This window comes from Pseudomonas sp. NPDC090592, assembly GCF_044769185.1.
GTDB lineage: Bacteria > Pseudomonadota > Gammaproteobacteria > Pseudomonadales > Pseudomonadaceae > Aquipseudomonas.
In genome coordinates this window covers 67,082-80,126 of record NZ_JBIVXJ010000010.1, presented here as the reverse complement: position 1 = coordinate 80,126, position 13,045 = coordinate 67,082, and the positions used below count along the sequence as shown (strand labels likewise).

The following is a 13,045-nucleotide window of genomic DNA, read 5'->3' as shown; positions in this document are numbered from 1 at the left end:
AAGGCTGGCATAGATCCCTTTGAGATCTGCCGCATTTATGAATTTCAGTAGGAGCTTGTCCATGTTCACCATGCGTCGTCTGATTATCGTCGCAACCGCCGCTGCCCTGATGACCGGCTGTGCCAGCCAGAACCCGTATGACAACCAGGGTCAGGCACAGGGCTCCACGGGGATGAGCAAGACCGCCAAATACGGCGGCCTGGGCGCGCTGGCCGGTGCCATCGCCGGTGCCGCCATCGACCACAACAACCGTGGCAAGGGTGCACTGATCGGCGCTGCTGCGGTGGGTGCTGCCGCTGCCGGCTACGGCTACTACGCTGACAAGCAGGAAGCAGAGCTGCGTGCGCAGATGGCCAACACCGGGGTGGAGGTTCAACGCCAGGGTGACCAGATCAAACTGATCATGCCGGGCAACATCACCTTCGCCACCGACTCGGCCAACATCGCCCCAAGCTTCTACTCGCCGCTGAACAATCTGGCCGGCTCGTTCAAGCAGTTCAACCAGAACACCATCGAAGTGGTCGGCTTCACCGACAGCACTGGCAGCCGCCAGCACAACATGGACCTGTCCCAGCGCCGTGCGCAGGCGGTCAGCACTTACCTGACCTCGCAGGGTGTGGATGCCTCGCGCATTTCGGTTCGTGGCATGGGCCCGGACCAGCCGATCGCCAGCAACGCCGACGCCAATGGCCGTGCACAGAACCGCCGTGTGGAAGTCAACCTGAAGCCGATTCCAGGTCAGCAGTATGACCAGCAGCAAGGCCAGGTCCAGCAGTATCCCTGATTGCCCCCTGGGGCCGCTCTGCGGCCCTTCGCGGGCTCGCCCGCTCCCACAGGATGCGAGTTCGGGGCAGAAGTTCGCTATCCCTGTGGGAGCGGGCAAGCCCGCGAAGGGCTGCAGAGCAGCCCCTGCTTCTAGCGCACTACGCTGGCCTGAATGGCGGTCAGGGCAATGGTATGCACGATATCGTCGACCTGAGCCCCGCGCGGCAAGTCGTTCACCGGCTTGCGCAACCCCTGTAGCATCGGCCCAAGGCTCACCCCATCAGCACTGCGCTGCACCGCCTTGTGCGTGGTGTTGCCAGTATTCAGGTCAGGGAACACGAACACCGTGGCGCGCCCGGCCACCGGGCTATCCGGCGCCAGCTCCCGTGCAATCGCCGGGTTGGCCGCTGCGTCATACTGCAATGGCCCATCGATCAGCAGCTGCTGCGCTGCACCCTGTGCCAGGCGTGTTGCTTCGCGCACTTTCCCCACTTCTTCATCACTGGCCGAATCGCTGGAATAGCTGATCATCGCCACCCGTGGCGCGATGCCGAAGGCCTGCGCCGATTCGGCACTCTGCCGGGCGATCTCGGCCAACTCGGCAGCGCTCGGGTGCGGGTTCATCACGCAGTCGCCGTACACCAGCACCTGCTCGGGGAACAACATGAAGAACACCGACGACACCAGGCTTGAGCCCGGCGCGGTCTTGATCAGTTGCAGGGCAGGGCGGATGGTGTTGGCGGTGGAGTGCACCAGGCCCGACACCAGGCCGTCCACTTCGTCCAGGGCAAGCATCATGGTGCCGACCACCACCGGGTCTTCCAGTTGCTGTTCGGCCATCGGTGCATTGAGGTTCTTGCTCTTGCGCAGCTCGACCATCGGTTCTACGTAGCGCCCGCGAATCAGCTCGGGGTCGAGGATTTCCAGGCCCGGCGGCAAGGTGATGCCCTGAGCGCGGGCCACGGCGTCGACATCCTCGGGCTTGGCCAGCAGCACGCAGCGCGCAATGCCACGGGCCTGGCAGATGGCTGCAGCCTGCACAAGCAATGGTTCGGCACCTTCCGGCAGGACGATGCGCTTGTTGGCCTGCTGCGCCCGCTGGATCAACTGGTAACGGAACACCGCTGGCGACAGGCGCATTTCCCGTGGGGTGCCGCAGCGCTGGTGCAGCCAGGCCGCGTCGAGGTGGCTGGCGACAAAATCGGTGATGAACTCGGCGCGCTCGCGGTCGTCGACCGGGATTTCGCGGTTCAGCGAATTGAGCTGGTTGGCGGTGTCGTACGAGCCGGTGCTGACCGACAGGATTGGCAGGCCAGCCTGCAGCGCACCGCGGCACAAGCCAAGGATGCGCGCATCGGGCTTGCTGTCACTGGTCAGCAGCAGCCCGGCCAGCGGGACGCCATTGATCGCCGCCAGGCTGACAGCGAGGATGATGTCGTCGCGATCGCCCGGGGTTACCACCAGGGTGCCGGAGGTCAACAGCGGCACTGTGTTGGCCACGGTGCGTGCGCAGATGATGATCTTGCTCATGCGCCGTTGCTCATAGTCACCGGCGTTGAGCACTTGGGCACCCAGCAGCTCGGCCACGTCGCGGGTGCGCGGGGCATTCAACTCGGGCTGGTACGGAATGCAGCCGAGCAGGCGGAAGTCGTTGCCGCGCAGCAGGGGGGAGTGCTCGCGCAGGCGGGTGGCGAAGTCCGCCATGCTTTCGTCGGTGCGCACCTTGTTGAGGATGACCCCGAGCACTTTCGGGTCGCGTGGGCCGCCGAACAGCTGCGCTTGCAGCTCGACCCGGCCGGACAATTCGCTGAGCACTTCGTTTTCCGGTGCCGAGACCAGGATCACCTCGGCATCCAGGCTCTTGGCCAGGTGCAGGTTGACCCGCGCCGCATAGCTGGCGTGGCGTGTGGGCACCATGCCCTCGACCACCACCACGTCGTTGCCAACGCAGGCTTGCTGGTAGAGGCGGATGATTTCTTCAAGCAGCTCGTCCAGCTGACCGTCGCCAAGCATGCGCTCGACCTGGGCCAGGCTCAGCGGCACAGGGGGCTTGATGCCGTGGGTGCGGGCTACCAGTTCGGTCGAGCGTTCGGGGCCGGTGTCACCCGGGTGGGGCTGGGCGATCGGCTTGAAGAAGCCGACCTTGAGGCCTGCGCGCTCAAGGGTGCGCACCAGGCCCAGACTGATGGAGGTCAGGCCGACACCGAAGTCGGTCGGCGCAATGAAAAATGTCTGCATGCGTGCTTCTCGAAATAAGCGGTGCAAGAAATTAACGGCCAAGGGTAGCGCTATCGGCCCCTTGCGCGCACCAGCCGCATGCGAAAGGCTGGCCGATGTGCTGCGCACGCTGGGCCGGGTCGAGCACCCAGGGGCGTGCCTGCCACGGTGGTTGGTGGCGCAAGTGCTGGGTATGGCCGCAGGACAGTTCGGCCACCCAGTGGCCTTCTTCGTCCTGATGAAAGCCGGTGATCCGACTGATGGGCCGTTGCTCGTCCGCAGTGCGTTCGCAATCGGGCGATGGCTTGGTTACACTTGTCCGCTCTACATACTTTTGCAAAAGGTCTTGCCCCATGCTGATCGCCGCCAACAAGGCTGTCTCCATCGACTATACCCTGACCAACGACGCCGGGGAGACCATCGACAGCTCCGCCGGTGGCGCGCCGCTGGTTTACCTGCACGGTGCCGGCAACATCATTCCGGGCCTGGAAAAAGCCCTGGAAGGCAAACAAGCCGGTGACGAGCTGAACGTTTCCATCGAGCCGGAAGACGCCTACGGCGAATACCTGGCCGAGCTGGTAAGCACCCTGAACCGCAGCATGTTCGAAGGCGTCGACGAGCTGGAAGTGGGCATGCAGTTCCACGCTTCGGCGCCGGACGGCCAGATGCAGATCGTCACCATCCGTGACCTCGACGGCGACGACGTCACCGTTGACGGCAACCACCCGCTGGCCGGCCAGCGCCTGACCTTCCAGGTCAAGGTTGTCAACGTGCGTGACGCCAGCGACGAAGAAATCGCTCACCGTCACATCCACGGTGAAGGTGGCCATCACCACTGATTTTCTGCGCTAAGCTCAGAAAGTCGCCAGGCGCTCGGGCAAGCCGATTTGCCTTCCTACGGGAGGGGGACGGTTTGGACGGGCGCCTTTTTAGTGGGCGCAATTCGCCTGCGCGGCAACCGGGAACCTGAGAGGGGATGTCATCATGAGTGCATTTCACGACCTGAAACTGGGCGCGCTGAACGGCGGGGAACTGCCCCTCGCTCCGTTCAAGGGCCAAGTGGTGCTGGTGGTCAACGTTGCCTCCAAATGCGGCCTTACGCCGCAATACAAGGCTCTGGAAAACCTCTACCAGGTTTACAAGGACAAGGGCTTCAACGTGCTGGGCCTGCCGTGCAACCAGTTTGCCGGGCAGGAGCCGGGTAGCGAAAAGGAAATCCAGGTTTTCTGCACCCTGAACTACGGCGTGAGCTTCCCGCTGGGGGGCAAGCTGGAAGTCAACGGGCCGCAGCGCCATTCGTTGTACCGCCTGCTGGCGGGTGAGGGGGCCGAGTTCCCCGGCGACATTACCTGGAACTTCGAGAAGTTTCTGGTCGGCAAGGATGGGCGGGTGCTGGCGCGCTTTTCGCCGCGTACGGCGCCGGATGACCCGGCGGTGGTGCAGGCGATAGAGAAAGCGTTGGCCTGAAGAGTGCCTGTCGCGAAACTTTTGGCGCCTGTGAGATCGAGCGCCGCCCGCGCGGCGCATCGCGAGCTAAGCTCGCTCCTACATTTGTTTCGGGCCAGTCAATCCTGTGCCAGTCGCGCGCGATCGCCTTGTTAGCAGGGCGCGTAATCGAGCCGTGCGCCAACGGGGTCGCGCGCAAATCCATCAGGAATAATTGGCCCGAAACAGATGTAGGAGCGAGCTTAGCTCGCGATGCGCCGCGCGGGCGGCGCTCGATCTCACAGGCGCTGCAAAAATGGTGCAGAACGCCCAGCCGCAACACCTGGTTGCCTGCAAGCGTTGCACAGGTATCCCTCAAATTCTTCGACAATCGTCGCCCACCCCTGGCGGCTGGCATGCTGGCGGGCATTCAGACGCACCCGCCGTAACGTCTCTTCTTCCTCCAGCAACCAGCAGGCCGCATCGATGAAGGCCGCCTGGTCCCCCGGCATGGCCAGCGCGCCACTGTGCCCGTGGCGAATATGCTGCGCTGCCGCCGCCTCGTCATAAGCCACCACCGCCAGCCCCGAGGCCATGGCTTCAAGTACCACATTGCCAAAGGTTTCGGTCAGGCTTGGGAACAGGAACAGGTCGCCACTGGCGTAGTGCTCGGCCAGTACCTCGCCGCGCTGGGCACCACAGAACACCGCGTCCGGCAATTGCTGTTCAAGCGTGGCCCGCTGTGGGCCGTCACCGACAAAAACAAGGCGCAGGCGTTTCTGTGGATAATTCTTCTGCAGTGCCTCAAGGCAAGGCCGTAGCAAGCCAAGGTTCTTTTCCACTGCCAACCGGCCGACATGCAGCACGGCGATATCGTCCGGCCCAAGCCCCCAGCTTTCGCGCAATGCCTGGCTACGGCGGGCCGGGTTGAACAGGCCGGCATCGACACCCCGGGCCAGCAGTTCCAGGCGTTCGAAACCACGGCGCTCCAGTTCCAGGCGCTGGCTGAGGCTAGGCACCAGGGTGATGGCCGTGCGCCGGTGGAACCAGCGCAGGTAGTGCGTGAGCATGCGTGCCAGCAGGCCCAGCCCGTACTGGCCGGAATACTGCGGAAAATTGGTATGGAAGCCGCTGACCACCGCCACCCCCAGGCGCCGCGCCGCACGCAGCGCGCTGAGCCCCAGCGGCCCCTCGGTGGCGATGTACAGCACATCCGGGCGCTGCCGGCGCCAGCGGCGCAGTAACTTGTGCATCGACACCTCGCCCCACTGCAAGCCCGGGTAGCCAGGCAGCGCCCAGCCGCGGCACAACATCAGGTTCGGGTCGTTGTGCGCTGGCCCCTCGGCGGCCTGGCGAGGGCGTACCACCTCGACATCGTGGCCGCGTTGGCGCAACCCTTCGCTGAGGCGGCCAAGGGTGTTGGCCACGCCGTTGATCTCGGGTGGGAAGGTTTCGCTGACCAGGGTAATGCGTAGGGCGGGTGTATTCATGACAAAAAGTTTCCGCCTGCTCGGTTGCGCCTATGTGACCGCCATGTGACATGCAGATGACGCCTGACCACCGTCGCGTTGGGTGTTGAGAATATTTCCGTGCACGTCTCTCAAGAAAGCCGCTTCGCCAGCCGATGCAGATGCATTCGACTAGGTGATGCGCTCCGGGAGAGCGGTGATGTTCAACAGCAAGCTCAAGCAAGAAATCCGGCAACTGCGCGAAGACCTGATGTCCGTGGAGCAGGTCAAGAGTAGTCTCGACAACGAGATGCTGGTACTTCAGCTCGACCCCCAGGGACGGATCGAGATGGTCAACGGCAACTTCGAGAGCGAGATGCTCTACCGTGCCGAACAATTGCTTGGACGCAACATCGAGGACATCGTCCCCGGCCATGTGAAGTCGCTGGACTTCTATCAGCGCATGAAAAGCGCGATCAGCCGCGGCGAGCACCTGAACGGCGCCTTCCGCCTGCTGCGCGGCAATGGCCAGGAGGCCTGGCTGCGCTCGATCCTGCAGCCGGTCAAGAACAGTGAAGGGCGCATCAAGTATTTCACCCTGCACTCCAGCGACCTCACCCGCACCATCGAGACCTCGCGCGAGCATGAAAGCCTGATCAAGGCGCTGATGCGCTCTACCGCCGTGATCGAGTTCAACCTAGACGGCACCATCCTCACCGCCAATGATCGTTTCCTGGCCACCGTCGGCTACCGCCTTGAGCAGATTCGTGGCAAGCACCACCGCATGTTCTGTGAGCCAGAGGAGGCCAGTTCGGCCGGCTACCAGGCGTTCTGGGACAAACTGCGGCGTGGAGAATACGTTGCTGAACGTTTCAAACGCATCGATGCCCATGGCCGGGTGATCTGGCTGGAGGCTTCGTACAACCCTATCTTTGACGCCCACGATGAGCTGTACAAAGTGGTCAAGTTCGCCACTGTGATTACCGACCAGGTCAACCGGGAGCAGGCAGTGGCGGAAGCGGCTGATGTTGCCTACAACACCTCGCTGGGTACCGATGTCAGCGCCCAGAAGGCCACTGATGTGGTTACCCAGACTGTCAGCGTGATGCGCGGCCTGGAAGCTTCGATGCAGGAGGCGGCCGAGGGCATCCAGGCGCTGGATACACAATCGCGGGTGATCGGCTCGATCATCAAGACCATCAGCGACATTGCCGGGCAGACCAACCTGCTGGCGCTGAACGCTGCCATCGAAGCGGCCCGCGCGGGCGAACAGGGGCGTGGTTTTGCCGTGGTTGCCGACGAAGTGCGCCAACTGGCGTCGCGCACCAGCACCGCCACCGAAGAAATCGCCCGGGTGGTTAAGCAGAACGAGCAGCTGGCGCAGGCGGCGGTTGAGATCATCGATACCAGCAAACGCCAGGCGGAGCAGGGGCTGGCGCTGGCTGACGAGACCGGTAACGTGATTGTCGAGATCCAGGACGGGGCCAAGCGGGTGGTGGATGTGGTGGGGCAGTTTTCCAGCCGGTTGGGGCAGTGAAGTTCAGCGATAGGGCCGTCACGCGGCCCTTGTGGGACTAACTGTCTTGCTCAAAATCTAAAAGGCTGAAGCCATCCCTGTGGGAGCGGGCTTGCCCGCGAACACGGGCGAAGCCCGTGCCATCCACCGCGGTGCCTGCTCCCACAGGTACCATGTCGCACTCGAAGTTCTCAGTTCCTCTCGCGCACCCAGAACAACGTAGCCCCGGCCACCGCCGCCGGCATCATCAGCACGTTCACCCCCGGAATCATCAACGCCAGGTAGGTAATCCCGCCAAAGCCCAGCGACTGCCAGCGCTTCTGGCGCAGCCAGGCCAGCATGTCCTGCCAGCTCATCTTGTTGTTGTCCGCCGGGTAGTCGATGTACTGGATGGCCATCATCCACACCCCGAACATCAGCCACAGCGGTGCGGCCACCACATTGACCACCGGGATCAGCGACAGGATGAACAGGCCGATTGCCCGCGGCAGGAAGTAGCCCAGCTTGCGCATTTCGCGGCTGAAGGTGCGTGGCACCATGGCCACCAGCTCGCCCCAGCTGAACGCCGGAAAGGTGTCTTCACCACGTACCACCACCTCGACCTTTTCCGCCAGAAAGCCGTTGAACGGCGCGGCAATGATATTGGCCACCAGGGTGAAGGTGAAGAACACCATCAGCACCAGCAAGGCCACGAACAGCGGCCAGAGAATGTAGCTGAGAAAGCTCAGCCAGCTCGGCAGCGTCGGCATCAGGGCATCCAGCCACAGGCTGAACTGGTGGCCGGCGAAGTAGACCAGGCCACCGAACAGCAGCAGGTTGACCGCCAGCGGCAGCAGCACGAACAACCGCAGGTTGGGGCTCAGCACCAGTTTCAGGCCTTCGCGCAGGTATTGGGGGCCAGAGAGGACAGGGGCTTGCATCGGGAGACTCCGCAGAGAAGGAAAACGCGCTGACCTTACCGAGTTTGCCGCGCCGACGAAAGGCGGGTAGCGGGCGGGAAACGGGATGTAACAAAAGCGCCAGCGGCTTGTTTATCGATGAAATCGCAGCATAGACGATGCCTATGAGGTGGATTGTCTAAGGATATTTCCTTAATCTTTGCGACCTCGCTACAGTGCGCTCAACTTTCCGCTTTTCGGGCCTGCGCGTTGTAGCCTTCCCCAAGTGCTGCGTGGGTCCGTTTTAAATTTCCAGCTGGCGCAGCCGGTACACCGATGCCGGCCCGTGCGGCCCGCTCGACAGGAGTTCGACATGTCTGAAGTACGTCATTCGCGCGTCATCATTCTCGGTTCCGGCCCTGCCGGTTACAGCGCTGCAGTCTATGCTGCCCGCGCCAACCTCAAGCCGCTGCTGATCACCGGCATGCAGGCCGGCGGCCAGCTGACCACCACCACCGAAGTCGACAACTGGCCAGGCGACCCCCACGGCCTGACCGGCCCTGCCCTGATGCAGCGCATGCAGGAGCACGCCGAGCGTTTCGAGACCGAAATCGTCTTCGACCACATCAATGCCGTCGACCTGGCCAACAAGCCGTTCACCCTGCAGGGTGACAGCGGCAAGTACACCTGCGACGCACTGATCATCGCCACCGGCGCCAGCGCCCGCTACCTGGGCCTGCCGTCGGAAGAAGCCTTCATGGGCAAGGGCGTTTCGGCCTGCGCCACCTGTGACGGTTTCTTCTACCGCAACAAGCCGGTTGCCGTGGTGGGTGGTGGTAACACTGCCGTGGAAGAAGCGCTGTACCTGGCCAACATCGCCAGCAAGGTAACCCTGGTGCACCGTCGCGAGACATTCCGCGCCGAGAAGATCCTGGTCGACAAGCTCAATGCCCGTGTGGCCGAAGGCAAGATCGAGCTCAAGCTCAACGCCACCCTGGACGAAGTGCTGGGCGACAACATGGGCGTGACCGGTGCGCGCCTGAAGAACAACGACGGCAGCAGCGACGAAATCAAGGTCGACGGCGTATTCATCGCCATTGGCCACACCCCGAACACCTCGCTGTTCGAAGGCCAGCTGACCCTGAAGGACGGCTACCTGGTGGTGCATGGCGGCCGTGAAGGCAACGCCACCGCCACCAACGTTGAAGGCGTGTTCGCTGCGGGTGACGTGGCTGACCACGTTTACCGCCAGGCCATTACCTCGGCCGGCGCCGGTTGCATGGCGGCACTGGACGTTGAGCGTTACCTGGACGGCCTGGCCAACGCCTCGTTCTGATCCAGGATCGCCGGGGCTGCTTTGCAGCCCATCGCCGGCAAGCCAGCTCCCACAGGTACTGCACTGTCCTCAGGCCTTACACCTGACCTGTGGGAGCTGGCTTGCCGGCGATAGGGCCTTGGGCAACCCCAAAAAAACCGGCTCGATGGCCGGTTTTTTATTGCCTGCGGTCAGCTCACAGGCTTAGTCGCATCGACAGGTCCACCGCCTTTACATCCTTGGTCATAGCGCCGATCGAGATGTAGTCCACGCCGGTTTCGGCAATCACACGCAGGGTTGTTTCATTGACCCCGCCGCTGGCCTCCAGCTTGGCCTTGCCCGCGTTGATGCTCACCGCTTCGCGCATTTCTTCAAGGTTCAGCTCATCCAGCATGATGATGTCCGCGCCAGCGGCCAGCGCCTCGCGCAATTCAGCCAGGCTTTCCACTTCGATTTCCACCGGTTTGCCCGGCGCGATGCGGTGCGCCGCAGCCACTGCCTCGGCCACGCCACCACTGGCGGCGATGTGGTTTTCCTTGATCAGGAACGCGTCGTACAGGCCGATGCGGTGGTTATCGCAGCCGCCGCAGGTCACCGCGTACTTTTGTGCCAGACGCAAGCCTGGCAGGGTTTTGCGAGTGTCCAGCAGGCGCACCTGGGTGCCCTCCACCAAGTCAGCCAGAAAGCGTGCACGGGTAGCCACGCCCGACAGCATCTGCAGGAAATTCAGCGCACTGCGCTCACCGCTCAGCAGCGAACGGGCCGGGCCTTCCAGGTGAAACAGTGGCTGGTTGGCCGTGGCACGTTCGCCGTCGGCCACCTGCCAGTGCACCGCCACGCGTGGGTCGAGCTGGCGGAACACGGCATCGACCCAGGCGGTGCCGGCAATCACGCAGTCTTCACGGGTGATGATGGTGGCCTTGGCCAGGCGCTCGGTCGGGATCAGCTGCGCGGTGATATCGCCGCTGCCGATGTCCTCCAGCAGCGCGCGGCGTACGTTGGCTTCGATTTCGGCGGTCAGGTCGGCAAGGCGTAGGTTCGGCATGGTCGGCTCCACAAGCTAGATGCCCGCGATTATAGGGCAGGGGGCTGGTGTGTACAGCCGCCTTGGCGATGACCTTTGGTCGGGCGCAGTGAGCAAACGCAGCCGATCCGGGTCTTTAGCCGGCCGGTGAATCGGTGCTGGCAGGTGTGCGTTTTTTTACCGATAATAGCGCCCAGTATTTGGCGTCATAGCTTTGACGATCTTGGCCCGCTCCGGGCAAGACACCCTGCAAGGAATCCAGGATGCATAAAGAAGGCAAGTTGGTGTCCTTGGCGGCAGCCAACGACCGAGGGGGGCGTATGCCTCTGCCTTGCCTTCCTGTATTGCTGCTGCAGGTGCGCGACAAGGCTGCGTTGCAATTGCGCCAGGGTCTGCAGGATTTGTTCGACAACGCCGATGACACGCTCTTCGAAATGGCCGACAAGTCCGTCGACCGCTGTGACCGGAACCTGTACTTCGAAGCCATGCGTGACCTGCGCCTGAAGCGCAAGAGCATCGAGCGTGGCTTTCTGGATACGTTCTACGACACTTTCGTGCGTATCGGCCAGGTCGACCTGCTGGCGAACCTTGCCGAGCCGGGCAAGCCGCGTGGCAAGGCCCAAGGGGAGCGGGCTGTCGCCATCGAAGGCATGGTGGCAAGGGTGCTGTCACGCGATGGCATTGCCCTGCAACAGTTGAACCTGCGTTTGCAGGCCTTGCTCGATCGGCCGCTGAACGAACAGCACAACCCTTTGGGGCCTACCGCATTATGTGGCTACTTCCTGGATGCAGGGCGCAACCTGGGGGTTGGGCTGCGGGTCAAGCTGGTGCTGCTGAAACTGTTCGAGCGCTATGTGCTGCGCGATGCAGACATGATCTATGGCGAGGCCAACCAGTTGCTGGGCGCCGCTGGTGTACTGCCCGAACTGCAACCGGTACCGCGCCGGCGGGCCGAAGACCGATCCATGCGCGCGCAACGTGGGCCACTGAAACTTGGCCAAGAAGTGGGCACCGACGCAGCAGGGCAGGCCTTCTTCGCCTCGGTGCAAGCGCTGCTGGCCCCGGTTCGCGGGCAGTTTGCACCTCGATTGCAGGCCGTGGCTGCCGCCCGGCCGATCAGTACCGCTGACCTGCTGAGGCTACTGTCGCATTTGCAGCACTACGTACCCGCCACCCACGAGGCCGATGACTTCGACCTTGGCCAACAGCTTGAGCAGCTGTTGTTGCGGGTCAGTGTGCGCAGTGGCACGCGCCGGCGCATCGACGTGGCGGACGAGGACATGATCAACCTGGTCGCCATGCTGTTCACCTTTATCCAGGGCGATGACAACCTGCCAGCCGGCCTGCGCGCGCTGCTTGTGCGCCTGCATATTCCCTTGCTCAAGGTCGCGCTGATGGACAGGGCGCTGTTCAGCCGGGCCAGCCATCCGGCACGCCGGCTGCTCAACGAGATCGCAGGCGCGGCCATTGGTTGGGAATGCGATGGCAAGGGCCTGCGTGACAACCTGCAGGTGCGGGTAGAGCGTATCGTCCAGCGTTTGCTCAGTGATTTTGTCGAGAATTGTGGCCTGTTTGCCGAGTTGCTCGACGAGTTCCTTGCCTTCAACCAGGAGGAGCGGCGGCGCAACGAATTGCTGGAGCAACGCACCCGCGATGCCGAAGAGGGCCGGGCCCGGACGTTGCAGGCCAGGCAGCAGGTGCAGCACGTGCTCAATCAGCGCCTGCGTGGCCGCGTTTTGCCGCAGGTGGTGGTGCACATGGTGGTGCAGGCCTGGAGCCAGGTGCTGTTGCTGGCCTGGCTCAAACAGGGCGAGGCGTCCCAGCCCTGGCGGGATGCGCTTGATACCCTGGATACGCTATTGGCCAGCATCACCCCCGGGCACGAGCCGCAAACCCTGTTGCAGCAGGTGCCGGGCTTGCTCAAGGCACTGCGTGATGGCTTGGCCAGCGTGGCCCTGGATTCGGCGGCAACCCGTGAATTCTTCCTGCAACTGGAACAACTACACCTGCGTGCCTGCTCAACTGCCAAGCTAGCCACTGGTAGTGATGTTGTCGAAGTGCTGGTGGACGAAGACATCGTGCTGGCGATTGCCGAAGAGCCTGGCTGCGCACCGCTGCACATTGCCGATGGGCAGGCACTGGCGATGCGCCAAGTGCAGCGCTTACGTATCGGTACCTGGGTTGAAGTCCGCGATGACGACGAAGCACTGCGCTGCAAACTGGTGGCGCGCATTGGTAGCAGCGACCGGCTGGTATTTGCCAACCGCACCGGCTTGAAAGTGCGTGAGTGGAACGGAACCGGCCTGGCCCAGGCACTGAACCGAGGCGATGTGCGGGTGCTGGATGACGGGTTGTTGTTCGAGCGAGCACTGGAAGCGGTGCTCGACGGGCTACGGCAGCCGCAGGTGCAGTAGGCGGCAACATTACAATCATTCACATGCAAACGGCGTTTGCGGC

At 63.1% G+C, this 13,045-nt stretch carries 11 protein-coding genes and 1 pseudogene; 7 read left to right on the top strand and 5 right to left on the bottom strand.

Annotation, left to right across the window (positions count from 1 at the left end; all coding sequences use genetic code 11):
• Positions 1 to 61 precede the first annotated feature (61 nt).
• Positions 62 to 784: an OmpA family protein gene (locus ACIQUI_RS11210; RefSeq protein ID WP_012270522.1), complete on the top strand. Its 723-nt coding sequence runs from the start codon at positions 62 to 64 to the stop codon at positions 782 to 784.
• Positions 785 to 915: 131 nt separating this feature from the next.
• On the opposite strand, the gene pta is transcribed toward ACIQUI_RS11210, so the two are convergent.
• Both pta and ACIQUI_RS11200 read right to left on the bottom strand, forming a co-directional pair.
• The gene (gene pta / locus ACIQUI_RS11205) at positions 916 to 3,003 is read right to left on the bottom strand and encodes a phosphate acetyltransferase (RefSeq protein WP_403198230.1); all 2,088 of its coding nucleotides are present in this window, start codon (positions 3,001 to 3,003) and stop codon (positions 916 to 918) included.
• Between the two features lie 31 nt (positions 3,004 to 3,034).
• Positions 3,035 to 3,337, bottom strand: coding sequence for a DUF3565 domain-containing protein (locus tag ACIQUI_RS11200; RefSeq protein ID WP_391124233.1), 303 nt, complete (start codon positions 3,335 to 3,337; stop codon positions 3,035 to 3,037).
• On the opposite strand from ACIQUI_RS11200, the gene ACIQUI_RS11195 reads away from it, so the two are divergent.
• Both ACIQUI_RS11195 and ACIQUI_RS11190 read left to right on the top strand, forming a co-directional pair.
• Positions 3,336 to 3,821, top strand: a complete 486-nt coding sequence (locus ACIQUI_RS11195; RefSeq protein WP_391124236.1) for an FKBP-type peptidyl-prolyl cis-trans isomerase — start codon at positions 3,336 to 3,338, stop codon at positions 3,819 to 3,821. The genes ACIQUI_RS11200 and ACIQUI_RS11195 overlap by 2 nt on opposite strands.
• Positions 3,822 to 3,966: 145 nt before the next feature.
• Positions 3,967 to 4,449, top strand: a complete 483-nt coding sequence (locus tag ACIQUI_RS11190; protein WP_403198227.1) for a glutathione peroxidase — start codon at positions 3,967 to 3,969, stop codon at positions 4,447 to 4,449.
• Positions 4,450 to 4,706: 257 nt separating this feature from the next.
• Here the strand turns inward: ACIQUI_RS11190 and ACIQUI_RS11185 are convergent, their stop codons facing one another.
• Positions 4,707 to 5,897: a glycosyltransferase family 4 protein gene (locus ACIQUI_RS11185; RefSeq protein ID WP_403198224.1), complete on the bottom strand. Its 1,191-nt coding sequence runs from the start codon at positions 5,895 to 5,897 to the stop codon at positions 4,707 to 4,709.
• 157 nt (positions 5,898 to 6,054) lie between these two features.
• Between ACIQUI_RS11185 and ACIQUI_RS11180 the strand changes: the two are divergent.
• Positions 6,055 to 6,852, top strand: a pseudogene (locus ACIQUI_RS11180) (PAS domain-containing protein); the annotation flags it as partial.
• Between the two features lie 108 nt (positions 6,853 to 6,960).
• Positions 6,961 to 7,392 carry a methyl-accepting chemotaxis protein gene (locus ACIQUI_RS11175; protein WP_371321157.1) on the top strand — a complete coding sequence of 144 codons (432 nt, stop codon included), beginning with the start codon at positions 6,961 to 6,963 and terminating at the stop codon, positions 7,390 to 7,392.
• A gap of 170 nt (positions 7,393 to 7,562) precedes the next feature.
• On the opposite strand, the gene cysZ is transcribed toward ACIQUI_RS11175, so the two are convergent.
• Positions 7,563 to 8,291, bottom strand: coding sequence for a sulfate transporter CysZ (gene cysZ / locus ACIQUI_RS11170; protein ID WP_403198223.1), 729 nt, complete (start codon positions 8,289 to 8,291; stop codon positions 7,563 to 7,565).
• A 331-nt stretch (positions 8,292 to 8,622) separates the two neighbouring features.
• Here cysZ and trxB point away from each other — a divergent pair, with 331 nt between their 5' ends.
• Positions 8,623 to 9,585 carry a thioredoxin-disulfide reductase gene (gene trxB, locus ACIQUI_RS11165; protein WP_201198504.1) on the top strand — a complete coding sequence of 321 codons (963 nt, stop codon included), beginning with the start codon at positions 8,623 to 8,625 and terminating at the stop codon, positions 9,583 to 9,585.
• A 175-nt stretch (positions 9,586 to 9,760) separates the two neighbouring features.
• Here trxB and nadC read toward each other — a convergent pair whose 3' ends face one another.
• On the bottom strand, positions 9,761 to 10,609 hold the full coding sequence (nadC, locus tag ACIQUI_RS11160) for a carboxylating nicotinate-nucleotide diphosphorylase (RefSeq protein ID WP_403198219.1): 849 nt from the start codon (positions 10,607 to 10,609) through the stop codon (positions 9,761 to 9,763).
• A 242-nt stretch (positions 10,610 to 10,851) separates the two neighbouring features.
• On the opposite strand from nadC, the gene ACIQUI_RS11155 reads away from it, so the two are divergent.
• On the top strand, positions 10,852 to 13,002 hold the full coding sequence (locus ACIQUI_RS11155) for a DUF1631 domain-containing protein (RefSeq protein WP_403198217.1): 2,151 nt from the start codon (positions 10,852 to 10,854) through the stop codon (positions 13,000 to 13,002).
• Positions 13,003 to 13,045 lie beyond the last annotated feature (43 nt).